This window comes from Rhizobium sp. BG4 (assembly GCF_016864575.1).
GTDB lineage: Bacteria > Pseudomonadota > Alphaproteobacteria > Rhizobiales > Rhizobiaceae > Rhizobium.
The window spans coordinates 3,414,346-3,439,964 of sequence record NZ_CP044125.1; the positions used below are offsets into that span (position 1 = coordinate 3,414,346).

At 62.3% G+C, this 25,619-nt stretch carries 20 protein-coding genes and 1 pseudogene; 16 read left to right on the top strand and 5 right to left on the bottom strand.

The features are described 5' to 3' along the window. Positions 1-2 precede the first annotated feature (2 nt). Genes murG through murB form a run of 3 tightly spaced genes read left to right on the top strand, consistent with a single transcriptional unit; the run spans position 3 to position 3,510 of the window. Entirely contained in the window at positions 3-1,127 is a 1,125-nt protein-coding gene (murG, locus tag F2982_RS17120) for an undecaprenyldiphospho-muramoylpentapeptide beta-N-acetylglucosaminyltransferase (protein ID WP_203428543.1), read from the top strand. Next, positions 1,124-2,539 (top strand): UDP-N-acetylmuramate--L-alanine ligase, encoded by a 1,416-nt coding sequence (gene murC / locus F2982_RS17125; protein ID WP_112715476.1) that lies wholly within the window; start codon positions 1,124-1,126, stop codon positions 2,537-2,539. The genes murG and murC overlap by 4 nt, the downstream gene beginning before the upstream one ends. Beyond that, complete coding sequence (gene murB, locus F2982_RS17130; RefSeq protein ID WP_112715474.1) at positions 2,536-3,510, top strand: UDP-N-acetylmuramate dehydrogenase; 975 nt, start codon at positions 2,536-2,538, stop codon at positions 3,508-3,510. The genes murC and murB overlap by 4 nt, the downstream gene beginning before the upstream one ends. 9 nt (positions 3,511-3,519) lie before the next feature. Here murB and F2982_RS17135 read toward each other — a convergent pair whose 3' ends face one another. Continuing rightward, positions 3,520-4,617, bottom strand: coding sequence for a metallophosphoesterase (locus tag F2982_RS17135; protein WP_203428544.1), 1,098 nt, complete (start codon positions 4,615-4,617; stop codon positions 3,520-3,522). A gap of 116 nt (positions 4,618-4,733) precedes the next feature. Continuing rightward, entirely contained in the window at positions 4,734-6,038 is a 1,305-nt protein-coding gene (locus F2982_RS17140) for an MFS transporter (protein ID WP_203428545.1), read from the bottom strand. A 435-nt stretch (positions 6,039-6,473) separates the two neighbouring features. Between F2982_RS17140 and F2982_RS17145 the strand changes: the two genes are divergently transcribed. The 8 genes and pseudogenes from F2982_RS17145 (at position 6,474) to ligA (ending at position 17,958) form a co-directional block, all read left to right on the top strand. Further along, positions 6,474-7,400 carry a D-alanine--D-alanine ligase gene (locus F2982_RS17145; RefSeq protein WP_203430105.1) on the top strand — a complete coding sequence of 309 codons (927 nt, stop codon included), beginning with the start codon at positions 6,474-6,476 and terminating at the stop codon, positions 7,398-7,400. Continuing rightward, positions 7,388-8,320 carry a cell division protein FtsQ/DivIB gene (locus F2982_RS17150; protein ID WP_112715466.1) on the top strand — a complete coding sequence of 311 codons (933 nt, stop codon included), beginning with the start codon at positions 7,388-7,390 and terminating at the stop codon, positions 8,318-8,320. Before F2982_RS17145 ends, F2982_RS17150 begins: the two co-directional genes overlap by 13 nt. After that, the gene (gene ftsA / locus F2982_RS17155; RefSeq protein ID WP_112715464.1) at positions 8,317-9,648 is read left to right on the top strand and encodes a cell division protein FtsA; all 1,332 of its coding nucleotides are present in this window, start codon (positions 8,317-8,319) and stop codon (positions 9,646-9,648) included. Before F2982_RS17150 ends, ftsA begins: the two co-directional genes overlap by 4 nt. Positions 9,649-9,705: 57 nt before the next feature. Continuing rightward, positions 9,706-11,445: a cell division protein FtsZ gene (ftsZ, locus tag F2982_RS17160; RefSeq protein ID WP_112715462.1), complete on the top strand. Its 1,740-nt coding sequence runs from the start codon at positions 9,706-9,708 to the stop codon at positions 11,443-11,445. Between the two features lie 291 nt (positions 11,446-11,736). Continuing rightward, entirely contained in the window at positions 11,737-12,693 is a 957-nt protein-coding gene (gene lpxC, locus F2982_RS17165; protein ID WP_112715460.1) for a UDP-3-O-acyl-N-acetylglucosamine deacetylase, read from the top strand. 266 nt (positions 12,694-12,959) lie between these two features. Then, complete coding sequence (locus F2982_RS17170) at positions 12,960-13,829, top strand: outer membrane protein assembly factor BamD (protein ID WP_199629177.1); 870 nt, start codon at positions 12,960-12,962, stop codon at positions 13,827-13,829. Between the two features lie 13 nt (positions 13,830-13,842). After that, a pseudogene (recN, locus tag F2982_RS17175) lies at positions 13,843-15,512 on the top strand (DNA repair protein RecN). A 289-nt stretch (positions 15,513-15,801) separates the two neighbouring features. Beyond that, positions 15,802-17,958 (top strand): NAD-dependent DNA ligase LigA, encoded by a 2,157-nt coding sequence (ligA, locus tag F2982_RS17180; RefSeq protein ID WP_203428546.1) that lies wholly within the window; start codon positions 15,802-15,804, stop codon positions 17,956-17,958. A 131-nt stretch (positions 17,959-18,089) separates the two neighbouring features. Here ligA and F2982_RS17185 read toward each other — a convergent pair whose 3' ends face one another. Continuing rightward, positions 18,090-18,557, bottom strand: coding sequence for a GNAT family N-acetyltransferase (locus F2982_RS17185; protein WP_203430106.1), 468 nt, complete (start codon positions 18,555-18,557; stop codon positions 18,090-18,092). Positions 18,558-18,895: 338 nt separating this feature from the next. On the opposite strand from F2982_RS17185, the gene F2982_RS17190 reads away from it, so the two are divergent. Together F2982_RS17190 and F2982_RS17195 are read left to right on the top strand one after the other, a co-directional pair. Beyond that, positions 18,896-19,486, top strand: a complete 591-nt coding sequence (locus tag F2982_RS17190; RefSeq protein WP_203428547.1) for a 3'-5' exonuclease — start codon at positions 18,896-18,898, stop codon at positions 19,484-19,486. A gap of 71 nt (positions 19,487-19,557) precedes the next feature. Beyond that, positions 19,558-20,046 (top strand): CreA family protein, encoded by a 489-nt coding sequence (locus tag F2982_RS17195; protein WP_130278001.1) that lies wholly within the window; start codon positions 19,558-19,560, stop codon positions 20,044-20,046. A 74-nt stretch (positions 20,047-20,120) separates the two neighbouring features. On the opposite strand, the gene F2982_RS17200 is transcribed toward F2982_RS17195, so the two are convergent. Together F2982_RS17200 and F2982_RS17205 are read right to left on the bottom strand one after the other, a co-directional pair. After that, positions 20,121-20,591 carry a chemotaxis protein CheW gene (locus F2982_RS17200; protein ID WP_112387003.1) on the bottom strand — a complete coding sequence of 157 codons (471 nt, stop codon included), beginning with the start codon at positions 20,589-20,591 and terminating at the stop codon, positions 20,121-20,123. Continuing rightward, a complete protein-coding gene (locus F2982_RS17205; RefSeq protein WP_203428548.1) occupies positions 20,591-22,555 on the bottom strand; it encodes a methyl-accepting chemotaxis protein in 1,965 nt (654 codons plus the stop codon). The genes F2982_RS17200 and F2982_RS17205 overlap by 1 nt, the downstream gene beginning before the upstream one ends. 369 nt (positions 22,556-22,924) lie before the next feature. Here F2982_RS17205 and F2982_RS17210 point away from each other — a divergent pair, with 369 nt between their 5' ends. Genes F2982_RS17210 through F2982_RS17220 form a run of 3 tightly spaced genes read left to right on the top strand, consistent with a single transcriptional unit; the run spans position 22,925 to position 25,557 of the window. Beyond that, complete coding sequence (locus tag F2982_RS17210) at positions 22,925-23,533, top strand: SCO family protein (protein WP_203428549.1); 609 nt, start codon at positions 22,925-22,927, stop codon at positions 23,531-23,533. 3 nt (positions 23,534-23,536) lie between these two features. Beyond that, positions 23,537-24,664, top strand: coding sequence for an NAD(P)/FAD-dependent oxidoreductase (locus tag F2982_RS17215; RefSeq protein ID WP_203428550.1), 1,128 nt, complete (start codon positions 23,537-23,539; stop codon positions 24,662-24,664). A gap of 14 nt (positions 24,665-24,678) precedes the next feature. Beyond that, positions 24,679-25,557, top strand: a complete 879-nt coding sequence (locus F2982_RS17220; RefSeq protein WP_112715438.1) for a 50S ribosomal protein L11 methyltransferase — start codon at positions 24,679-24,681, stop codon at positions 25,555-25,557. The last annotated feature ends 62 nt before the right edge of the window (positions 25,558-25,619 follow it).

Here is a 25,619-nt window from a genome sequence, read left to right on the forward strand (position 1 = left end):
ATATGAGTAAAGGCATCGTCCTTCTTGCCGCCGGGGGAACCGGCGGCCACGTCTTTCCCGCGGAAGCCCTGGCTTACGAGCTGAAGGCCCGCGGTTATTCCGTTCATCTGGTCACCGACAGCCGCGCCGAGCGCTATGCCGGGAAATTCCCGGCCGAGCAGATCCATGTCGTGCCGTCGGCGACGATCGGTTCGAAGAACCCGATCGCGGTCGCCCGTTCGCTGTGGACGCTATGGAGCGGCATGCGCGCGGCCAAGAAGCTGATCCAGCGCGTGAAGCCCGCCGTCGTCGTCGGCTTCGGCGGCTATCCGACGGTGCCGCCGCTGCTGGCCGCAACGCGTCTCGGCGTGCCCGCGATGATCCACGAGCAGAACGCCGTGATGGGCCGCGCCAACAAGGCGCTGGCCGCTCGCGTCCAGGCGATCGCCGGCGGCTTCCTGCCCGAGAATGGCGGTGCCTATCCCGAGAAGACGGTGACGACGGGCAATCCGGTCCGCCCCGCGATCATCGAGGCGGCGAAGGTTCCATACACCCCGTCGCATCCGGGCGAGCCCTTCAATCTCGTCGTCTTCGGCGGCAGCCAGGGCGCTCAGTATTTCTCCAAGGCGATGCCGACGGCGATCAGCCTGCTCGACGATGACCTGCGTGCGCGGCTGCGGATCACCCAGCAGGTGCGGCCCGAGGACATGGAGATGGTTGGCGGCTGCGTCGCGCAGCTGAAGATGGGCGCCGATATCGCGCCGTTCTTCACCGACATGGCCGAACGCCTCGCGAAAGCGCATCTGGTGATCTGCCGCTCGGGTGCGTCGACCGTGTCGGAAATCTCCGTCATCGGCCGCCCGGCCGTACTCGTGCCTTATCCGCATGCTCTGGATCATGACCAGGCGGCGAATGCCGCAGCGCTTGCCGCGACCGGCGGCGCCAAGGTCATCGTCCAGGCCGAACTGTCGTCCGAGAAGATCGCCTCGATCCTGACGCATGCGATGAACGACCCGGAAAAGCTGGCGCGGATGGCGGCGGCGGCAAAGCAGGCCGGGAAACCGGACGCTGCGAACTTGCTTGCGGGCATGGTTGAGGCTATTGCCGCCGGACGTACAATTGCAGAGTTCAAGGGGGCACAGTCATGAAACTGCCGAAGGCCATAGGCCTCGTCCATTTCATCGGCATCGGCGGCATCGGCATGAGCGGCATTGCCGAAGTGCTGCATAATCTCGGCCACAAGGTTCAGGGATCCGATCAGTCCGACAGTGCGAACGTTCAGCGCCTGCGCGAAAAGGGCATCGAAGTCTTCGTCGGCCACAAGGCTGAGAACCTCGGCGATGCCGAAGTTGTGGTCGTTTCGACGGCGATCAAGAAGACCAATCCGGAACTGATCGCGGCGCGCGAAAAGCTGCTGCCGGTCGTTCGCCGTGCGGAAATGCTGGCCGAGCTGATGCGCTTCCGCAATGCGATCGCCATCGGCGGTACGCATGGCAAGACGACGACCACCTCGCTGGTGGCGACGCTGCTCGAAGCCGGTGGTCTCGATCCGACGGTCATCAACGGCGGCATCATCAATGCCTACGGCACCAACGCCCGCATGGGCGAAGGCGAGTGGATGGTGGTCGAAGCCGACGAATCCGACGGCACCTTCCTGAAGCTGCCGGCCGACGTTGCCGTCGTTACCAATATCGACCCCGAACATCTCGACCATTACGGCAATTTCGATGCCGTGCGCGCGGCCTTCCGCCAGTTCGTCGAGAACGTGCCGTTCTACGGCTTCGGCGTCATGTGCCTCGATCACCCTGAAGTGCAGGCGCTGGTCAGCCGCATCGAGGACCGCAAGGTCGTCACCTACGGCGAAAACCCGCAGGCCGACGTGCGCTTCATGAATGTCCGCATCGACGGCGCGCGCTCGATCTTCGACGTCGAGATCCGCCGCCGCCGTACCGGCAAGGTGTTCAAGCTCGACAATCTCGTGATGCCGATGCCCGGCCGTCACAATATCGCCAACGCCACGGCGGCGATCGCCGTCGCCAACCGCCTTGGCATTTCCAACGAGGACATCGCCAAGGGCCTCGCGTCCTTCGGTGGCGTCAAGCGGCGCTTCACGCTGACCGGCGAATGGAACGGCGTACAGGTGTTCGACGATTACGGTCACCATCCGGTCGAGATCAAGGCCGTGCTGCGCGCCGCGCGCGAGGCCTGCAAGGGCCGCGTCATCGCCGTCCACCAGCCGCATCGCTATACGCGCCTGTCGAGCCTGTTCGAGGAGTTCTCGAACTGCTTCAACGATGCCGACAGCATCTTCCTTGCTCCCGTCTATGCCGCGGGTGAAGAGCCGATCGAGGGTGTCGATTCCGAAGCGCTGGTCTCGCGCATCAAGGCGGGCGGCCATCGCGACGCGCGGTTCCTTCCGTCACAAGACGTACTACCTGAGCTGGTTGCAGAGATTGCAAAGCCGGGTGATTTCGTGGTTCTCTTGGGGGCTGGGAGTATCACTTATTGGGCAGCTGCACTGCCGAAGCAATTGGAAGGCCTTTCGGGAAAGTCTGCATGAAACAGGTCAATGGGGAAAAGCTTCTCGAGTCTCTGGGAGAAGGCGTCAAGGATATCCGCGGTCGTATCACGCCGGATGCCCCCATGGATCGCGTCACCTGGTTCCGTGCCGGCGGTCTCGCCGAGCTGATGTTCCAGCCGCATGACGAGGACGATCTGGTCGCCTTCATGAAGCTGCTGCCGGAAGAGGTGCCGCTGACCGTGGTCGGCGTCGGCTCGAACCTTCTAGTGCGCGACGGCGGCATTCCGGGCGTCGTTCTGCGCCTGTCCGCCAAGGGTTTTGGCGGGCTGGAGCTTGCCGGTGAGAACCGCATCCGTGCCGGCGCGATCTGCCCCGACAAGCATGTCGCGGCGATGGCGATGGATAACGGCATCGGCGGTTTCCATTTCTACTACGGCATCCCGGGCAGCATCGGCGGCGCGGCGCGCATGAATGCCGGCGCCAATGGCGGCGAGACGCGCGAGCGCTTGATCGAGCTGACGGCGATCGACCGCAAGGGCAACAAGCACGTACTCTCGAATGCGGACATGGGCTATTCCTACCGCCATTCCTCGGCTGCCAAGGACCTGATCTTCACGTCGGTACTGTTCGAAGGCTATGCCGAGGACCGCGCCAAGATCCGCGCCGACATGGATGCCGTGCGCAACCATCGCGAGACCGTTCAGCCGATCCGCGAGAAGACCGGTGGCTCGACCTTCAAGAACCCCGAGGGTCATTCGGCCTGGAAGCTGATCGACGAAGCGGGCTGCCGCGGTCTCGTCATCGGCGGCGCGCAGATGTCGTCGCTTCACTGCAACTTCATGATCAACATGGGGCAGGCGACCGGTTACGATCTCGAATATCTCGGTGAACAGGTTCGCCGCGAAGTCTTCGAGAATTCCGGCATCAAGCTCGAATGGGAAATCAAGCGTTTCGGCGTGTTCATGCCAGGGCGCGAAGTGCGTCCGTTCCAGGGCGTGACCAGCGAATAAGGCTGGCTTTTACAATCTGAGGGCTTTGCTGAAGGCGGTGTCGAAACGGACGCCGCCTTTGTCGTCTGCGGCTTCGCCGATCGCCACGTCCATCCGGTCGTTGCTGACGCGCACCAGCGTGAAGCCGCCCATGAAGGCGGCCTTGGCCTTGAAGATGTCGATGCCGTTGACCTTGTAGGCCATCGGCGTGTCGTGTTCGTGGCCGTGGAAAATGCCGATTACGTTGTACCCGCTGAGGCTTGCGAGCAGATCCTGACGTTCTGATTCATCCCACCAATGCGGCGTTCCGGTGCCGTTGTCGTCGAAGGTGCTCTTGGCCGGGTCCCAGCGCTCGGTGGAGAAATGATCCCAGCCGTAGTGCTGGAAGATGACGACGGGCCTGCCGTCGGATGCGTAGGTCTTCAGATCCTGCTTGATCCAGTCGAGGCTGCTTGCCGTGCCCTTGCTGTTATCGCCGCCATAGCGCTGCGCCTGGATCAGATGCAGGCCGCCCCAGTTCCAGGAGTAATTGTCCGACGCCTCGTCGTAGTTGTCGACGGGGACGGCCGGTTTGAAGAAGACGCTCGGCTTGTGGTTCATCTGCACGTAGTCGCGCAGCTCGTCGCGATACCAGTCGACCTGCGGCGGGCGGCCATCCTGATCGAGGTCGTGATTGCCGAGGCCGACATAGACGGGGAAATGGACGTGGTCGGAGCCGCGGCCCTGCTGGTAGCGGTGCGAGAACTGCAGAAGCTGCGAACCCTCGGCGAATTCCGCCGTCTGGCCGCCGCCATCGTCGGTGACGTCGCCGCAGACGATGATCCCCTGCGGGCGGGCGATCTCCTTGCCGGCGACGCTGAGGCCGCTCGGCTTGCCGGCGATCTCTTCGGGCCATGTCTGATGGTGGATGTTGTTGAGCGCCAGGATGTGGCGCAGCAGGTTGGCGTCGGTCTTGCCTTCCTGCTGGCAATTGGGGCTGAGGCCATCGCCGATGCGGCAGGCATGGACGTCGTTGATGACGAGGAAGGTGACGTTGACATCGGGGACGGCGGCGCGCGACAGGCGCGGCATCGATAGCGCAAAGCCTGCGCCCATACCCTGTGTCAGCAGTGACCGTCTCGTCAGCATGATCGTCCTCTCTCCTGCTTTTGAAGAGAGAGTAGGGGGCAGATGTTAACAGACAAGAATCGAAAAGGCCGCGGTGTTGCCACCGCGGCCTCTCATCGATTGGGCTTTTGAAGCGTTTAGACTTCTTCGCGGCCGGACAGCAGGATGCAGACCAGCGAGATCACTGCTGCGCCGGAAAGATAGTAGCCGACATAGGAGAGATCGTAATGCGTCGCCAGCCAGCTGGCGATGTTGGGTGCCAGCGAGGCGCCGAAGATGCCGCCGAGGTTGAAGGTCATCGAGGCGCCGGTATAGCGCACCGTGGTCGGGAAGGGGGCCGCAAGTGCAGCGCCGATCGGACCATAGGTGAAGCCCATCAGCGCGAGGCCGATGATCGAGCACAGGAAGGCGCCGGTCAGGCCTGCGGTCAGCAGCGAGGCGTAGAAGAAGCCGAAGATCGCGATGCCGATCGTAACCAGGATCAGGATCAGGCGGCGCGAGTAGCGGTCGGAAAGCAGGCCGGAGAGCGGGATCGTCAGGCCGAAGAACACAACGCCGACGAGCTGGACGACCAGGAACTGCTCACGCGAGTAGCCGAGCTTCGACGTGCCCCAGGACAGTGTGAAGACCGTCATCAGGTAGAACAGAACGAAGGTGGCGACGGCGATGAAGGTGCCGAGAACCAGGCTGCGGAAGTGCTTGGTGAAGACGACGGCGACCGGAACGGCAACGCGCTCGTGCTTCTCGACGGCCTTCTGGAACTCCGGCGTTTCGGCGATCTTCAGGCGGACATAAAGACCGACGGCGACGAGCGCGAGGCTGGCGACGAAGGGAATGCGCCAGCCGAAGGCCAGGAAGTCCTCGTTGGTCATCGTTTCCGTCAGGATCAGGAAGAATCCGGACGAGAGGATGAAGCCGATCGGCGCGCCGAGCTGCGGGAACATGGCGTACCAGCTGCGCTTGCCGGGAGGGGCGTTTTCAGTGGCGAGCAGGACGGCACCGCCCCATTCACCGCCGAGGCCGAGGCCCTGGCCAAAGCGGCACAATGCCAGGAGCAGGGGCGCCACGATGCCGATCGAGTCGTAGCCCGGCAGCATGCCGATCGCCACTGTCGACAGGCCCATGGTCATCAGCGCGGCGACGAGCGTCGCCTTGCGGCCGATACGGTCGCCGAAATGGCCGAAAAGGATGCCGCCGAGCGGGCGCGCGAAGAAGGCGATCGAGAAGGTGGCGAAGGACTGAAGCTGTGCGGACGCCGGATCACTCGTCGGGAAGAAGAGATGCGGGAAGACCAGCACGGCGGCCGTCGCATAGACGTAGAAGTCGAAGAATTCGATGGTGGTGCCGACGAGGCTCGCGATCAGAACACGCGCCGGCGAATTGACTTGCGCACTGTTCGAAGAGGAGGGGGTCGGCGATACGGGTGACATCGCGTCAGACATTGTCATTCCAATCAGGATTGCTGTTTGCCTTGGGAGGCAAGCGGGTCTTAACGCAATTTTAAGTCGGCGCAAACGCCAAAGACGCAAGAAAGCCACAAAATCGCCGGGCTTTTCTTTGGCTTTCCGATTCTCCTCGATTCCATCGCTACGCGCGTTCTGTCCGGCGATTGTGACAGCGGTGGCGGACGGTGCCGGCGGCTGCGGAGTTGATTCAAGGCTGAATCTTAAGCCTATGATAAAGCGAGGCTATTTCGGCTGTTTCAGCTTCATGATCCGATTCAAGAATGTCTCATAAATGACGTCCGTTAACAAAAGTAAACGGTTCATTAACCATATTAGTGTTTGATTGCCTTCAAGTCTGAAGGGCTGAGATTCGACTGCGAAAGCCTCGCGCAAGCGTCGAAATTCATGCCGGAAGTTATTTTGGGGGTAAGTATGAGTCGCAAGCATGTCGCTGTCCTGATGGGCGGATTTTCTTCGGAGAGGCCTGTGAGCCTGTCTTCGGGGAAGGCATGCGCTGAGGCTCTCGAGGCTGAAGGCTTCCAGGTCACGACAATCGATGTCGACCGCGACGTTTCCGCCAAGCTTTCGGCCCTTCGTCCCGATGTTGCCTTCAACGCCCTGCATGGGCCGTTCGGCGAAGACGGGACGATCCAGGGTATTCTCGAATATCTCGAAATTCCCTACACGCATTCCGGCGTGCTCGCCTCGGCGCTCGCCATGGACAAGGGGAAGGCCAAGGGCGTTGCTGCGGCTGCCGGCATTCCGGTCGCGCAGTCCGAAGTCATCAATCGCTTCGCCTTTCCGGCCGAGCATCCGATGATGCCGCCTTATGTCGTGAAGCCGGTTCGTGAAGGTTCGAGCTTCGGCGTGCTGATCGTTCAGGAAGATCAGTCGCATCCGCCGCAGGTCATTAGCTCTCCCGAGTGGCGCTATGGCGAAGAGGTTCTGGTCGAGCGCTACGTTCACGGCCGCGAGCTGACGTGTGGCGTGATGGGTGATGTGGCGCTTGGGGTTACCGAGGTGGTGCCGCTTGGCCACAACTTTTATGACTATGATGCGAAGTACGCCGCGGGCGGTTCGAAACATGTCATTCCGGCAAAAATTTCACCGAAAATTTACCAAAAAATACAATCATTGGCACTAAGGGCGCATCAAGCAATTGGTTGCCGTGGCGTTAGCAGGTCCGACTTTCGCTACGACGATCGCTTCTCCGAAGATGGCGAAATCATCTGGCTCGAGGTCAATACTCAGCCGGGAATGACTCCAACCTCTCTGGTGCCCGAAATGGCCGGTCATGCCGGTTATTCCTTTGGTGAGTTTCTGCGCTGGATGGTGGAGGACGCTTCTTGTTCTCGGTGACAGTTAAAAGGATAGGGCGCCCGAGTCGCCAGGACGACATCGCCTTCCCGGAAGGTGATAGCCGCATGGTGCTGCCGCGTCCGCTGCGCCGCGTTGTGCGCTTCCTTGTCAGTCTCGGAACCGGGCGCATCTACATTCCCGCGCATGCCGGTACCGTTTCGGCTCTGGCCTTTCTTGCTGCGACCGGCCTCTACGGTATGTCGCTCGGCGGTCACACGGAAGCGGTTGCTCAGGCGACGACGACGGCTGCCGGCTTTGCTATCGAAGACGTGAAGGTCTCCGGCAATACGGCGACTTCCGAAATCGAAATCCTCGAGCTTCTCGGCCTCGACGGCACGACGTCGCTCGTTGCTCTCGACGTCGATGCAGCCCGCCAGAAGATCGCCAAGCTTCCCTGGGTGGAAAGCGCCGAGGTTCGCAAGGTCTATCCGAAGACGATCGAAGTGAAGCTCAAGGAGCGTCAGGCCTATGCGATCTGGCAGCACGGCCAGGAGCTTTCGCTGATCGAGCGCAACGGTTCGGTCATCGCGCCGCTTCGCGACAACAAGTTTTCCAACCTCCCGCTCGTCGTCGGCCGCGATGCCGAGACGGCGGCAGCCGCGCTTGAGGGCGAATTCGCCAACTGGCCGGATATCAAGGCCCGCGTGAAGGCTTACGTCTGGGTCTCCAGCCGCCGCTGGGATCTGCATCTCGACAATGGTGTCGTGGTGAAGCTGCCGGCCGACGATGTCGACCAGGCGCTGGCGACACTTTCGAAGCTCGACAAGGAACAGGATCTTCTGGCGCGCGACATCGCAGCCGTCGATCTCCGATTGGCAGACCGGACCGCAATCCAGCTCACCCCCGAGGCGATGGCCCGGCGTCAGGTGGTGCTCGATCAACGGACCAAGGATTTGAAGAAGGCGGGGCAGAATATATGAGCTTGTTCGGTTCATCCCACTTTGGATTGCCGCGCCTGAAGCCGCTTTCGTCTAAGCGGTCGCACATCGTTTCGGTGCTCGACATCGGATCGACGAAAGTCGTCTGCATGATCGGCCGGCTGACGCCGCGCGAGGAGAGCGAAATCCTCCCGGGCCGTACGCACGACATCGAGATCATCGGTATCGGCCATCAGCGCTCCCGCGGTATCAAGACCGGCGTGATCGCCGATCTCGACGCGCTCGAGAGCGTCATCCGTCTCGCCGTCGATGCCGCAGAGCGCATGGCCGGTCTCACGGTCGAAAGCCTGATCGTCAACCTGACGGCCGGCCGTCTCGGCAGCGACGTCTATACGGCGACGATCGATCTCGGCGGCCAGGAAGTCGAACTCAACGACCTCAAGAAGGTTCTCGCCGCAGCCTGCCAGCAGTCGCTGCGCCAGGACCGCGCCGTGCTTCACTCGCTCGCAACCGGCTTCTCGCTGGACGGCGAGCGCGGCATTCGCGACCCCTTGTCCATGTACGGTGACATGCTCGGTGTCGACATGCATGTCGTCACCGCGGAGCGCGCCGCCCTCAAGAATCTCGAGCTCAGCGTCAACCGCGCGCATCTCTCGGTCGAAGGCATCGTTGCGACGCCTTACGCTTCCGGTCTGGCGGCCCTCGTCGACGACGAAGTCGAGCTCGGCTGCGCGGCCATCGACATGGGCGGCGGCACGACGACGATCTCGGTCTTTGCCGAAGGCAAGCTGGTTCACACCGACGCTGTCGGTCTGGGCGGCCATCACGTCACCACCGACCTCGCACGCGGTCTCTCGACCCGTATCGAAGATGCCGAGCGCCTGAAGGTCGTTCACGCTTCGGCGATGTCGAATTCTTCCGACGAGCGCGAACTGATCTCGATCCCGCCGATCGGCGAAGACGAGCGCGATCTGCCGACGCAGGTTCCGCGTGCGCTCGTTTCGCGCATCGTCGGTGCGCGCATCGAAGAGACAATGGAATTGATCCGCGACCGGATTCAGCGTTCGGGCTTCAGCCCGATCGTCGGCAAGCGCGTCGTGCTGACGGGCGGCGCAAGCCAGCTCACCGGCCTTGCAGACGTGGCCCGCAAGATCCTGGCCCGCAACGTTCGTATCGGCCGCCCGATGGGCGTCTCCGGCCTGCCGACGGCAGCCAAGGGACCGGCCTTTTCGACGGCGGTCGGCCTGATGATCTATCCGCAGGTCGCGGACATGGAAACACATGCGTCACAGAGCGGCCTGCTCTTGTCGCTTGGGGGAAATAACAGCCGCATAGCCCGGATGGGCCAGTGGCTGAAGGAAAGCTTCTGAACATCGAGTGAATTGGCCGGCGTGGCGATGCGGCCATAAAGAGAAGGAACGGGTACCATGACTATCAAGCTGCAAAAGCCTGACATCACAGAGCTGAAGCCGCGTATCACCGTGTTCGGTGTCGGCGGTGGCGGCGGCAATGCTGTCAACAACATGATCTCCGCCGGCCTCCAGGGTGTCGACTTCGTCGTTGCCAACACGGATGCGCAGGCTCTGACGATGACGAAGGCGGAGCGGATCATCCAGCTCGGCGCCAACGTCACCGAAGGCCTCGGTGCAGGTTCGCAGCCGGAAGTCGGCCGTGCAGCCGCCGAAGAGTGCATCGATGAAATCATCGACCACCTGAACGGCACGCATATGTGCTTCGTCACCGCCGGCATGGGCGGCGGTACCGGCACCGGTGCAGCTCCCGTCGTCGCACAGGCAGCCCGCAACAAGGGCATCCTGACCGTCGGCGTCGTCACCAAGCCGTTCCAGTTCGAAGGCGGGCGCCGCATGCGTCTGGCCGAAGCCGGTATCGAAGAGCTGCAGAAGTCGGTCGACACGCTGATCGTCATTCCGAACCAGAACCTCTTCCGTATCGCCAACGACAAGACGACCTTTGCCGACGCTTTCGCGATGGCCGACCAGGTTCTCTACTCGGGCGTTGCCTGCATCACCGACCTGATGGTGAAGGAAGGTCTCATCAACCTCGACTTCGCCGACGTCCGTTCGGTCATGCGCGAAATGGGCCGTGCGATGATGGGCACCGGCGAAGCATCCGGCCAGGGCCGTGCGATGCAGGCTGCTGAAGCTGCGATCGCCAACCCGCTGCTCGACGAAACCTCGATGCGTGGCGCACAGGGCCTGCTGATCTCGATCACCGGTGGCCGCGACCTGACGCTCTTCGAAGTCGACGAAGCTGCAACCCGCATCCGCGAAGAAGTCGATCCGGACGCCAACATCATCCTCGGCGCGACGTTCGACGAATCGCTCGAAGGCATCATCCGCGTATCGGTCGTTGCGACCGGTATCGATCGCGCTGCCGCCGAAGCGTCTACCAAGACCTTCCAGCCGGCCGCAAAGCCGATCATCCGTCCTTCGGCGGCCGTTGCTCCGGCTCCGGCCGCAGTACAGCCTGCTCCGGTCATGCAGGCACCGAAGCCGGTTGATACCGTTGCCCAGACGATCCGCATGGCGGAAGCCCAGATGGAACGCGAACTCGACATCGTCGCTCCGCGCGCTCCGGCCCCTGCTCCTGTCCAGCAGCCGGTCGCCCAGGAAACCTTCCGTCCGCAGAGCCGCATCTTCGCAGCTGCCCCGGAAGCGCCGGTTGCCCGTCCTGCACCGATGCAGATGCAGCCTGCTCCGGCCCCGGTCATGAGCCAGCCGGCTCCGCAGCCTGTCATGATGCAGCAGCCTGCACCGGTTGCGCCACAGCCGGTCCGCCAGGAACCTGCCATGCAGCAGCCGACGCGCATGCCGAAGGTCGAAGACTTCCCGCCGGTCGTCCAGGCCGAGATCGATCACCGCTCGCAGCCCGTCGCAGCACAGGCTCACGAAGAGCGCGGCCCGATGGGCCTGCTCAAGCGGATCACGAACTCGCTGAACCGCCGCGAAGAGGAAGTTGCTCCTGAGATGACGTCTGCTCCGGCAGCCGCTTCCCAGCAGCGCCGTCCGCTTTCGCCGGAAGCCAGCCTCTACGCTCCGCGTCGCGGCAACCTCGACGACCAGGGCCGCGCCGTTCCGCAGGCCCGCATGATGCAGGAAGACGACCAGCTCGAAATTCCTGCCTTCCTGCGCCGTCAGTCGAACTAAGCAGACACTGAATCGCCACGCCGAGCGCCCGGGATCACAGTCCCGGGCGCTTCTGTTTCAAGCCCTCGCGCGAGGGTGAAATTAACAAATCATTTCAAGTGCATGGTTTCGTAACAATTCGAAACGAACAGTGATTTGGAATGGAGCCCGGGCGCACGTATGTATGAGGTCAGGGGACCGCGCCTTGACGCCATATGGCGACAATCCGGCGGTGTGGACAAAGAAACTTGGCGGTTTGTTTTGGGTGCTTTGAGCGCTAGGAACCATCAAGGGTAATGAAGGCAGAATTTTATGGTTATTGGCATGCTTGGCTTCCAGACGACGGTTTCTCGCCCGGTGACGCTTTCGGGCACCGGCGTCCATTCCGGCGCGGAAGTCTCCATCACCTTCAATCCGGCTGAAGTTGATACGGGCGTTGTTTTTCAGCGCATGCACGAAAACGGCTCAGTGACCGAACTGCGCGCGGTTTCCTCGCAGGTCGGCAATACGGACCTCTGCACGGTTCTCGGTTTCTCTCCGGCGCATTCGGTCGCGACCATCGAACACGTCATGGCCGCCGTCTATGCGCTTGGCCTCGATAACGTGATGATCGAAGTTCACGGCGCTGAAATGCCGATCATGGACGGCAGCTCTGCTCCCTTCATCGAAGCGATCGAGCAGGTCGGCCTCGTCTCTCTCGGCGTCAAGCGCCGCTATATCCGCATCACCAAGCCGGTTCGCATCGAGCATGGCGGTTCGTGGAGCGAGTTCCGCCCCTATGACGGCACGCGCTTCGAAGTCGAGATCGATTTCGAATGCCCGTTGATCGGCCGCCAGAAGTGGGAAGGGGACCTGACCGCGCAAACGTTCAAGACCGAACTGTCGCGGGCCCGCACCTTCGGCTTCATGCGCGACGTCGAGCGTCTGTGGGCTTCGGGCCACGCTCTCGGTTCCTCGCTTGAGAATTCCGTCGTCATCTCCGACGACAACACCGTGATCAATGTCGAAGGCCTGCGCTACGCCAAGGACGAGTTCGTACGTCACAAGACGCTCGACGCCGTCGGCGATCTGGCGCTTGCCGGCGCTCCCTTCATCGGCTGCTACCGCTCTTACCGCGGCGGTCACAAGATGAACGCCAATGCGCTCAAGGCGCTGCTCAGCGATCCCAGCGCTTACGAAGTCGTCGAGACCTCGGCTGCTCGCCCGCGCGTTGCCGCTCGTGACTTCATTGCAGTGAATGCTCCCGGCTTCGCCCCCTGGTCGGCGTGACCTCCAGAACGAATTCCTAGACCAGGACCGCCTCCCTCGGGAGGCGGTTTTTTTATGCCGGGTTTCCACCGGATAGTGTTTTTGCGGCAGATGCTTAGCGGCAACACACGGAATCAAAGATAAAAAGCCGGATATTCTCTGGGCCGATGCCACAAAAATGCGTTAATGCGTCATCATTGCGTTGCTCTCGCCGCACATTTATGGCTAGAAACGCCAGCGAGGTGTGGCTGCCGCTAAGAGTGGGTAGCGGGAGTCGGGATTTATCTATGAGTTATGCAAGGTCTGAAGGTATGATGAAGACAGCGCGCGCTTTGCTCGCATCGCTCGTGGTGCTGAGCGCAGGCGCCTTGATTTCCGGTTGCCAGTCGGATCCAGATATCGACATCACCAAGCTCGGCCTCGACAACGACCCGCCGGATGTTCTCTACAATCAGGCGCTTGCCAACATGAAGGCAGGCAACATGGCCGAAGCGGCGCGCAAGTTCGACGCCATCGACCGTGAAAACCCGTTCTCCGAATGGGCCCGCAAGGCCCTGGTGATGAGCACCTTCGTCAAGTACCGCCAGGGCAAGATCGACGACGCTCTGGCTTCCGGCAACCGCTACATGGCGCAGTATCCGGCTTCCAAGGACGCCGCTTACGTGCAGTACCTGATCGGTCTGTCCTATTCGAAGCAGATTTCCGACGTCACCCAGGACCAGCGCGCCTCGTCCAAGACGATCGACGCGATGCAGGCCGTCATCGACAAGTATCCGGACTCCGAATATGTCGACGACGCCCAGGCCAAGATCCGCTTTGCCCGCGACCAGCTCGCCGGCAAGGAAATGCAGATCGGCCGCTACTATCTTGAGCGCAAGGAGTATCTTGCCGCTATCTCCCGTTTCCGTATCGTGGTTGAAAAGTACCCGAATACGAATCAGGTCGAGGAAGCGCTCGCCCGTCTGGTCGAAGCCTATTACGCGATGGGTATCGTGGAAGAAGCTCAGACTGCGGCAGCCGTTCTCGGCCACAACTATCCGGATAGCCAGTGGTACGCCGATTCCTTCAAGCTGCTGAAGAATGGCGGCGCGGAGCCGCGGGAGAACAAGAGCTCCTGGATTTCCGAAGCCGGCCGGAAGCTGCTGCTCGGCTCGTGAGGCCTGTAACGCAATGCTGATCCAGCTTTCGATCCGCGATATCGTTCTGATCGAGCGGCTGGATCTCTCGTTCGAATCCGGTCTCTCCGTTCTGACGGGGGAGACGGGTGCAGGCAAATCCATCCTTCTCGACAGTCTGTCGCTCGCCCTTGGCGGGCGCGGTGACGGCGGCCTCGTGCGCCATGGCGAAGACAAGGGCAGGTGACGGCCGCCTTCGACGTGCCGATGAGCCACGGCGCCCGCAAGCTCCTGCGCGAAAACGGCATCGACGACGACGGCGACCTGATCTTCCGCCGCCAGCAATCCGCCGACGGCCGCACCAAGGCCTATGTCAACGACCAGCCGGTCAGCGTGCAGCTGATGCGCCAGGCCGGGCAGATGCTGGTCGAAATCCACGGCCAGCACGACGACCGCGCGCTCGTCGATACCAATGCCCACCGCATCCTGCTCGATGCCTTTGCCGGCATCACCGAGGATGTCGCGCACGTTTCCGATCTCTACAGAACCTGGCGCGACGCCGAGCGGACGTTGAAGAAGCACCGCGAGAAAGTGGAGAATGCCGCTCGCGAGGCCGACTATCTGCGCTCGTCGGTCGAGGAGCTCGAGAAGCTTTCGCCGCGTGACGGCGAAGAGGACGAGCTGGCCGACCGCCGCCAGAAGATGATGAAGGCCGAACGGATCGCCGGCGACATCGCCGAGGCTTCCGAATTCCTGAACGGCAATGCCTCTCCGGTGCCGCATATCGCCTCGCTGGTGCGCCGCCTGGAGCGCAAGAGCCATGAGGCGCCCGGATTGCTCGAAGACACCGTGGCGCTGCTCGACGCGGCGCTGGACCAGCTTTCCAACGCGCAGATGGAAGTCGAGGCGGCGCTGCGGAAGACGGAATATGATCCGAAGGAGCTGGAGCGGGTCGAGGAACGGCTGTTTGCGCTGCGCGCGGCGTCGCGCAAATATTCGGTGCCGGTCACCGAGCTTCCGGCGCTTGCCGTCAGGATGATCGCCGATCTCGCCGATCTCGATGCCAGCGAGGAGAAGCTCGTCAAGCTCGATGCCGAAGTGGGCGTTGCGAAGGCTGCCTATGACGCGGCGGCGCGCTCGCTCTCCGAGAAGCGTCATCATGCCGGTACGGCGCTGTCCGAGGCCGTCATGGCCGAGCTTCCGGCGCTCAAGCTCGAACGCGCCCGTTTCATGGTGGAGATCACCACAGATGCCGCAGAAGCGGTTGCCGAAGGTATCGACATCGTCGAATTCCATGTGCAGACCAATCCGGGCACGCGCCCGGGCTCGATCATGAAGGTCGCCTCGGGCGGCGAACTCTCGCGCTTCCTGCTGGCGCTGAAAGTGGCGCTGGCCGATCGTGGCTCGGCGCCGACGCTCGTCTTCGACGAAATCGACACCGGTGTCGGCGGCGCCGTTGCCGATGCGATCGGCCAGAGACTGAAGCGGCTTTCCGACAAGGTCCAGGTTCTCTCCGTCACCCATGCGCCGCAGGTTGCCGCGCGGGCGGCGACGCATCTTTTGATCTCCAAGGGTCCGGTCGAAGGCTCCGAGAAGATCGCGACGCGGGTGGCGACCATGGCGCCGCGGGACAGGACCGAAGAGATCGCCCGCATGCTGGCCGGTGCTTCGGTCACCGACGAGGCGCGGGCGGCGGCTGCCAAGCTGTTGTCGGGTAACGGGTAGGGGCTCTGCTGAGAGTGCCGCCCTCGTCCTTCGAGGCTACGCCCTTGCGGGCTTCGCACCTCAGGATGAGGGCTCCCATATTCGCTGAGGCTTGCCGGTCCCCAGAGTTTCAAAACTTAATCCGCAAGGCATGATGTTGGCGATATTTGCGCTGCGATCTCTCCACCCTCATCCTGAGGTGCGAAGCCGCAGGCGCAGCCTCGAAGGACGAGGGTGGCCACAGCCCACCACTTCCCATCCAGCCAATTTGCGCTAAAAAACAACTCCAGATTCTCCGGAGTGAGCACGCATGTCCATCGAAGCCGATAGCCTGACGATCGAAGAGGCCGCAGCCGAGCTCGAGCGCCTGGCGAAGGAAATCGCCCATCACGATGCGCTCTATCACGGCAAGGACCAGCCGGAGATTTCGGATGCCGATTATGACGCGCTGAAGCGGCGCAATGATGCGATCGAGGCGCGGTTTCCGGAGCTGATCCGCGAAGACAGCCCGACGCGCCGGGTGGGCGCTGCGCCATCCGCAACCTTCTCCGCCGTCGTCCATGCCCGCCCGATGCTGTCGCTCGACAACACCTTCTCGCAGGAAGACGTCGAGGATTTCGTCGCCAGCGTCTACCGCTTCCTGGGGCGCCTGCCGGACCAGTCGATCGCCTTTACCGCCGAGCCGAAGATCGACGGGCTCTCGATGTCGATCCGCTATGAGAACGGCAAGCTCGTCAGCGCCGCGACGCGTGGCGACGGCACCACGGGCGAAAATGTCACCGCCAATATCCGCACCATCAAGGAAATCCCGCAGGTGCTGCCGAAGGGCGTGCCTGATGTCGTCGAGGTGCGCGGTGAGGTCTATATGGCCAAGAGCGACTTCCTGGCGCTGAACAGGCAGATGGAGGCGGAGGGCAAGCAGACTTACGTCAATCCGCGCAATACCGCCGCCGGGTCGCTGCGCCAGCTCGACGCCAAGGTGACGGCAAGCCGCAAGCTGAAATTCTTCGCCTATGCCTGGGGCGAAATCTCCGAGCCGAACGATCTGCCGAAGACGCAGTTCGACATGGTGCAGACGTTCAGGGAATGGGGTTTCCCGGTCAATCCGCTGATGAAGCGGCTGAACTCGGTGGCCGATATTCTTGCCCATTACGACGACATCGGCCTGAAGCGTCCGGATCTCGACTACGATATCGATGGCGTCGTCTACAAGGTCGACGGCCTGGAACTGCAGCAGCGCCTCGGCTTCCGCTCGCGCAGCCCGCGCTGGGCGACTGCCCACAAGTTTCCGGCCGAGCAAGCTTTCACCGTCGTCGAGAATATCGACATCCAGGTCGGCCGTACCGGTGCCCTGACGCCGGTGGCGCGCCTGACGCCCGTCACCGTCGGTGGCGTCGTCGTCACCAATGCGACGCTGCATAACGAGGATTACATCAAGGGCATCGGCAATTCTGGCGAGCGCATCCGCGAGGAAGAGCACGATATCCGCATCGGCGACACCGTCATCGTGCAGCGGGCGGGGGATGTGATCCCGCAGGTGCTCGATGTGGTGATGGAGAAGCGGCCGGCGGATGCGACCGCCTATAAGTTCCCGAAGACCTGCCCGGTCTGCGGTTCGCATGCGGTGCGCGAAGTCAACGAGAAGACCGGCAAGGTCGATGCGGTCACCCGCTGCACCGGCGGCTTCATCTGCCGGGCGCAGGCGACAGAGCATCTGAAGCATTTCGTCTCGCGCAATGCCTTCGACATCGAAGGATTCGGAACGAAGCAGGTGGATTTCTTCTTCGAGAGCGAGGATGCGTCGCTGCAGATCCGCACGGCGCCCGATATCTTCACGCTGGAGAAGCGCCAGCAAGCATCGACGCTGACGAAGCTCGAGAATATCGACGGTTTCGGCAAGGTCAGCGTCGGCAAGCTCTATGCAGCGATCAACGAGCGCCGTTCCATCGCGCTGCACCGCTTCATCTATGCGCTCGGCATCCGCCATGTCGGCGAGACCACGGCAAAGCTGCTGGCGCGCTCCTACGGCACCTACGCAGCCTTCACCGCCGCCATGCAGGAGGCGGCGCCGCTCTCCGGCGAGGCCTGGAACGAGCTGAACGCCATCGAGGGCATCGGCGAGATCGTCGCCCGCGCCATCGTCGAGTTTTACAAGGAGCCGCGCAATGTCGAGGTCATCAACGCGCTGATCGCCGAGGTGACGCCGCAGGAGGCCGAGCAGCCGGTAACCTCGGGGAGCCCCGTCGCCGGCAAGACCGTCGTCTTCACGGGATCGCTGGAGAAATTCACCCGCGACGAGGCGAAGGCGCGCGCCGAAAGCCTGGGCGCCAAGGTCGCCGGTTCGGTCTCGAAGAAGACCGACATCCTGGTTGCAGGCCCGGGTGCCGGCTCCAAGCTCGACAAGGCTAGGGAGCTCGGCGTTCAGACGATGGACGAGGACGAGTGGCTGGCGCTGATCGGTGGCTAACTGCTGAAGTCAGCCTATATCACGGCGTCATCCTCGGGCTTGTCCCGAGGATCCGCTACGTTGCAGATGCTCAGGACAGGCCCGAGCATGACGGAAGGATGTTGTGGCCTCGCCGGGCCACATAGTTCCTTTCAAAACCTCACCCGCGCCATCGTATAGGCGTCGACATATTCGCCGGCGCGGAAGCCGAAGGCTTTCAGGAGGCCTTCCTGTTCGAAGCCGAACTTTCGGTAGAGAGCAAGCGCGGCGGGATTGTCGGTGTAGACGGTCAGTTCCAGCCGCTTGATATCGAGCCAGTTGTCGGCGGTGTCGACGAGGGCCTCCATCAGGGCGCTGCCGATGCCCTTGCCGGTGAAATCGTCGTGGACGCCCATGCCGATGCTGGCGGCGTGGCTGCGGCGGCCCTGGTTGCGCATCAGGTGGGCGTCGCCGACCGGCACGCCGTCATATTCGGCGACGAGGCTGATATTGCCCTGGGGCATCGTTTCGAAGCGCCTGCGGGTTTCCTCGATGCTCTGGAAGGGCAGGCGCAGCGTGCCGTGGCGGAAGCCGGCCAGGTTGAGGAAGGCGGTGACGGCCTCGAGGTCGTCGGCGCGCATGGCGCGGATGGTCACGCCCTTGGCGGACGGCTGCCTGCTGAATGAAATCTCTTGTGGCTTTTCCAAAATGCTCTCCTTGAAAATGACGGAGGAGAGCAGGACTTCGAAAACCCTGCTCGCCTCGGCAGGGTCTTCGGGTGTGATCGCACGATTAACGCGCCAATGCCTCCCCGAGCCCTGTAGCGGCCGTGGTGAGATGCATGATGGCGATGTGAGCGTTCGATACGATCATGGCGGGAAAAGTCGTTGATGCCGGGCGCTATGTCAACAGGTCTGTTTGCGCGCAGGTGCCCGCGCGGCTAAGCCTGTTTGAACACCAGCGAATCACGGACCTCTCCTTGAAGACCATTGCCATCGACTTCGAAACGGCCAACGAACAGCGCGGCAGCGCCTGCTCGGTCGGGCTTGCCTGGATCGAGGACGGCAGGGTGACGCGCGTCGAGGAGCGGCTGATCCGCCCCAGGGACATGCGTTTTTCGGGCATGAACATCGCCATCCACGGCATTCGCCCTGAACATGTCGAGGATGCGCCTGAGTTCCCCGAGGTCATGGACGAGTTTCATGACGACTTCAGGGGCGCGACGATGATCGCCCATAATGCCGCCTTCGACTTCAGCGTCTGGCGCGCCTCGCTCGATCTCTACCGGCAGTCCTATCCGGAGCTGACCTATCTCTGCAGCATGAAGATGGCGCAGCGCATCTGGCCGCAATTCCTGTCGCACAAGCTGAACATCATCGCCGAGCATCTCGGCCTGCGTTTCGTGCACCATAATGCCGCGGAGGATGCCGTTGTCTGCGCCCAGGCGGCGATCGAGATGGCGAAGGCGGTCAAGGCTGCGGCGGTGCATGCGATCCCGGCCATGATCGGGATGAAGCCGGGGCGGCTGCTTGCCGCTGGTTACGAGCCCTGCACCTGCAAGCGCGCCTGATCGTTAGGCTTTTCTTGTATTGCGCCTGATGCTGTCTATCTAGAAAGCGGTTCAATCAGGAGCTTCCATCCATGTTTCGTAAGATCGTTCTTGCCGCTGCGTCCGTTGCTGCGCTCTCTGCCGGCGGCGCTTCCGCCGAGGTCGTCGGCAAGGTCGGCGTCGACTGGATCGGCAACGACATCATCGTCGATGCCATCCCTGATCCGGCGGTGAAGGGCGTGACCTGCCACGTCACCTATTTCGACCGCAGCCTGATCGACAGGGTGAAGAACGGCAACTGGTTCGAGGATCCTTCCAACAATTCCATCGCCTGCCGCCAGACCGGGCCGATCGAGATCGGCGACATCAACCTGTCGAAGGATGGCGACGAAGTGTTCAAGGCGGGCATGTCGCTGATCTGGAAGAAGCTGGTGGTCACCCGCATCTACGACAAGACCAACGACACGCTGATCTATCTCGCCCACTCGCGCGAGCTGACGGATGGCTCGGCGAAGATGTCGATCTCGACGATCCCGCTTTATGGGCAGAACCCGGTCTGGAAGAACGGGAAGCCTCAGTAACTGGGCTACCCGCGTCCAACGAAAAAGGCCCGGCTTGCGACCGGGCCTTTCCATATCTGCAATGCAGATGCCGATCAGGCGGCTTCGCGCGCCAGTTCGTCGGCGATGACGGTGTCGAGGTTGAGGAAGCAGACCATGGTCTTTTCCAGGGCGACGATGCCACGGCAGAAGGCACGCTGCTGTTCCGGGATGATTTCCGGAGCCGGCTGCAGGTCTTCGCTCTTGATGGTCATCATGTCGGAAACCTGCTCAACCAGGAGGCCAACCAGCTTGCCGGCGATGTCGGTAACGATGATGGCGGAGCGCTCGGAGGGCTCCGTCATCTTCATGCCGAGGCGGCAGGCCATGTCGATAACCGGGATAACGGCGCCGCGCAGGTTGATCAGACCGAGCACGTAGGGCGGTGTATGCGGCATCGGAGTTACCGGTGCCCAGCCGCGGATTTCGCGGATGGCCATGATGTCGATGCAGAATTCCTGCTCGCCGAGATGGAACGATACGATTTCGAGATGCGATCCGGCCTGTGTGATAATGGCGTTAGTCATCAAAATTCTTCCCAATTGTCTCCGGCCGGAGCGGCCATGGCTCTGGCGGCGGCGCCGCCACTGAATGCGCCCGCGACCTTGCCGATCAAGCTCCGTGCGGGTGAGGGTTTAGGATGCGAGGCGGCGGATGCTTCTCGCGGCGTGGAACGGGCATTCATGCCCTCGCCGATCTGGAACTGACCGACCAGCCTGATCAGATTGTCGGCGTCCGTTGCAAGCGTATGGCTTGCTGCGTTCGTCTCCTCGACCATGGCGGCGTTCTTTTGCGTCACCTGGTCCATCTGGCTGATGGCTGTATTGATCTCGTGCAGTCCGGTGGATTGTTCGCGCGCAGAGGTTACGATTGATTTAACATGTTCGTCGATCCGCAAAACATCTTCGCCGATCTGGCGAAGTGCTTCGCCGGCAGCCGTGACCAGCTCGCCGCCGGTCTTCACTTCGGCGCCTGATTTGGTGATCAACGCCTTGATATCCTTGGCAGCGCCGGCGGCGCGGCCTGCAAGTTCGCGAACTTCCTGAGCGACGACTGCAAAGCCCTTGCCGGCTTCACCGGCGCGTGCGGCCTCGACGCCGGCGTTGAGCGCCAGGAGGTTCGTCTGGAAGGCGATCTCGTCGATGACGTTGATGATCGTGCCGATTTCCTGAGAAGCGCCTTCGATTCGCTCCATCGCCGCCATTGCCTGGGTGACGACCAGATCCGACTTCTCGGTGTTCTGGCGGGTATGGGCGACCATGTGGCCGACTTCCTCGGCGCGGCTGGTGGCGCTGCGCACGGTTGCGGTGATCTCGTCGAGCGAAGCGGATGTCTGCTCGAGCGAGGCGGCCTGCTGCTCGGTGCGCTTGGCGAGATCGTCGGCGGCGGAGCTCATCTGGCGGCTGTTGGCCTGGATCGAGGTGCTGTTTGCCGTGATGTCGCGCATCGCCTTGCGCAGATGCTCGGTGGTCTGGTTGAAGTCGTTGCGAAGGCGTTCGAGTTCGGCCTTGAACGGACGGTCGAGCGTGACGGTGACATCGCCACGGGCAAGGCGGTTGAGGCCCTGGCCGAGATCTTCGACGGCAGCGTTCAGCGCTTCGGCATCGGCGAGCTTGAGGGCTTCGCGCTCGCGGCGCTCGGTCTCGCTCTGGCGGCGTTCGCTTTCGGTCTGGCTCTCAAGCTTCTGCTTGTCGATGGCGGCCTGGCGGAAGCTTTCCGCGGCACGGGCCATCTCGCCGATCTCGTCGCCGCGCTCGGTCGCCGGGACCTTGCTCTGCAGGTCGCCCTGCATGATCCGCACCATGCTGGAACGGACGGCTTCGATACCGTTGCGGATCGAGCCGCCGTGGATGTACTGGAGAAGAGCCATGCTGACGATGGCGAAGAAGCCGAGGCCGATCTGGATCCAGAGGGCGTTGGCGGAAATCTCGTTGGCCTGGTTGACGCGAAGCTCTGCGACATCGCCGCCGTCCTTCGCCAGCTTGTCGAGCGTTGCCGACAGCTTGTCTCCGCCGCCGTCGATTGCGTCGTCGAGCTTGTCGAAAGCCTCGTCCGGGGCGCCGGCTTCGACGGCAGCCTTGAGATCGACGGTGATCGCCTTTTGCAAGGCGGCGACATCGGCGTCGTAGCTGCTCAACAGGGCGCTGGCATTCAGCTCGCCTGCGACGATCTCCATGTCCTTCGAGCCGCTCTTGAGCGTCTCGATCGTCTTGGTCATCAGTGCCAGACGTTCGGGGGCGATGGTCTTGTCGCCGCGATCGACGATCGTGTCCATCGCCGCGAGAATGAGTGTCAGGTTGGAGATGCGCATGTCGCTGACGCGATCGACGCTGTCCTGGATGTCATTGGCGCGCTGGAGAGCGCGGTCCACACGCGCGTTCTCATACCAGCCGACACCGACCATCGAGCCGAAGCCGATCAAGGCCGCTCCGCCGAGTGTCCAAAGCCTCTGGCTGACGGATAAGGTCTTGCGAATTGTATTAGTGGTCATGAAATGATGTCCCCCGGCTGAAATGAAGCGGATGAAATGCCCTTCTCCCAAGCGTTCATCAGGCGATCTGGCCCAATGCAGACATCATGTCCGTACGGCAGCAAGAGCGCCGGACGCAGTGCGAAATATAAAGTCTTCGGATTAAGTATTCGCTAACGATGTATTTCTTCGAGCGTTCTGGAATGCGCTGCGTAAAGCTTTGTAACATAAGAAAAATGGTGCCATTACCTTGCGTGAGTGGAGGGAATTGATCGTTGCTGGGTGAGGCAATTAATCACGGGTAAGAAAACGGGTTGTTGAATTGCGCGGGGAGGGTTTCGGCTATATTCCGCCAGCGATGGCCGCTTTGCGCCGCTAGGGGTTAGATTGATGAAGAATTTCCGTATCGCCGTCTGGATCGCCGTTCTGCTCGTAGCAGGCGTGCTCGGCTGGCTGACGCTCAATATCACCAAGACCAAGGACCTGCCGCTGGCGGCCGAAGGGCCGTATGGCGTGCCGTTCACGCTGGTGGCGCAGGACGGCAAACCGATCACCGAGCAGGCGCTGCGCGGCAAGCCGAGCGCGCTGTTCTTCGGCTTTACCCATTGCCCCGAAGTCTGCCCGACGACGCTGTTCGAGCTCAATGGCTGGATGGAGAAGGTTGATCCGGCGGGCAACAAGCTGAACGCCTATTTCGTCACCGTCGATCCCGAGCGCGATACGCCGGAGATCATGAACCAGTATGTCTCGAATGTCTCCAAGCGCATCACCGGCATCTCCGGCGCGCCGGACAAGATCGCCGATGTCGTCAAGGGCTTCCGCGTCTATGCCAAGAAGGTGCCGGTCGACGAGAACAATCCGAACGGTGACTACACGATGGACCATACGGCATCGGTTTTCCTGCTCGATGGGCAGGGCCGTTTCGCCGGCACCATCGCCTATGGCGAAAATCCCGATACGGCTGTAAAGAAGCTCGAGAACCTGATCACCAAGGGGTGACACATGCCGGGCGGACATCGTGATATCCTGATCGTCGGGGCCGGGGCGACCGGCCTGGCTGCAGCGCTCGAACTCGTGCGGCGCGGCCACCGCCCAAGGATCATCGACAGCGATGCCGGCCCGGTGCCGCTGGTGGAAAGCCGGGCGCTCGGCATCAATGCCCGGACGATGACGCTTCTTTCCCCCTCGCGGGTCAGCGACGTCATCCAGCAGGTGGCCTTCCGCGTCGATCGTCTGCGGGCGCGCTCGGGCGAGCGCATCCTGTTCGAGATCGATCCGGGCCGCGTTACCGGCAAGTTCCATGCGATGCAGATCCTGGCGCAGGGGCATACTGAGCGGCTTTTGATCAGCAAGCTTTCCGACTATGAGGTCGAGCCGGAATGGCAGACCGTGCTGGAGCGCGTCGAGGGCAGCATGGAGAAGCCCATCGTCGTGCTACGCCGTCCGGATGGCACGGCCGAAGAGGCGGCTCCCGATATCCTGATCGGCGCCGATGGTGCCCATTCCGCAGTGAGGAAGGCAGCCGGGCTCGGCTTTCCCGGCCAGGCGCTGGAGGCCAGTTTCTATCTCGCCGACTATCAGTATCCGCAGCCGGTCGATCCGCATTATGTCGAGATCGAGCTCGTCGATCCCGGCATGATCGGCCGCCTGCCGGTGTCCTCGGATACGGTGCGCTACCTCTCGACGCTGCCGGATTTCGAAAAGCGCATCCGCCATCCGATGCCGGGCGGCCAGGCCGTCTGGGTCTCGAATTTCCGCATCCATTTCCGCCATGTCGAGAAGATGTCCGTCGGCAATGTGTTTCTGGCCGGAGACGCGGCGCATATTCACTCGCCGGCCGGTGCGCGCGGCATGAATCTCGGCATCGAGGATGCCTGCTGGCTCGCCTATCTGATATCGGAGGGGCGCGAGCAGGAATATTCGGCGCGGCGCATTCCGGCCGTCAAAACCGTGCTGAAGCAAACCTATGGTTTGACGTCGATGGTGACGATGCGTAATCCGGTAGCGACGAAATTGCGCAACATGCTTGCTCCGCTCGCCGTTCGCATTCCCTTTGTTGCAAACCGCCTGCTGCGCGGTGTTGCCGGTTATGATACGCCGCCTCCGCCCTGGATCGATGGCGCCCAGTAAAGAAAGACGAATTCGTGAGTGAAATCCGCCTGTATGTCTCGACCACCGAGAAGAAGGCCGAGCAGGTGCTCGATCTGCTGACCGAGGTTTTCGGCGAAGAGGACTTCGCCATTGCCACGACCGAGATCGACGAGAAGAAGGATATCTGGGAAGCCTCCGTCTACATGATGCGGGAAGACGAGGACGAGGTGCGCCGGCGCGTCGACGAGGCGCTGACGGCTAATTATCCCGAGCTCTCGGTCGAGCGCGAGGTCATTCCCGATGTCGACTGGGTGGCGAAGTCGCTCGAAGGGCTGAAGCCGGTGCGGGCAGGGCGCTTCCTGGTGCATGGCTCGCATGACCGCGACAAGGTGCGCTCCGGCGATATCGGCATCGAGATCGACGCCGGCCAGGCCTTCGGCACCGGCCATCACGGAACGACAGCCGGCTGCCTCGAGGTGATCGACCGGGTGATGCGCTCGCGCACCGTCAGGAATGCGCTCGATCTCGGCACCGGCAGCGGCGTTCTGGCGATTGCCGTGCGCAAGCTGAAGAACATCCCGGTTCTGGCCACCGACATCGACCCGATCGCCACGCGCGTTGCCGCAGAGAACGTGCGCACCAACGGCATATCGTCGGGGATCGTCACCAAGACGGCGCCGGGCTTTCATTCGACCGCCTTTTCCGAATACGGGCCTTTCGACCTAATCATCGCCAACATTCTGGCGCGGCCGCTGATCCGCATGGCGCCGAAGCTGACCGACAATCTGGCGGCTGGCGGCACGGTCATCCTGTCGGGCATTCTGGCATCGCAGCGCTGGAAGGTGTTGTCAGCCTATAACGGCCAGAAGCTTCGCCATGTGCGCACCATCTGGCGCAACGGCTGGGTGACGATCCATCTCGATCGTCCGTAAGGGCCAGAGAAAGCAATTCCGGGAAAAGAAAAGGCGGTGCCAGTGGCACCGCCTTTTGACCG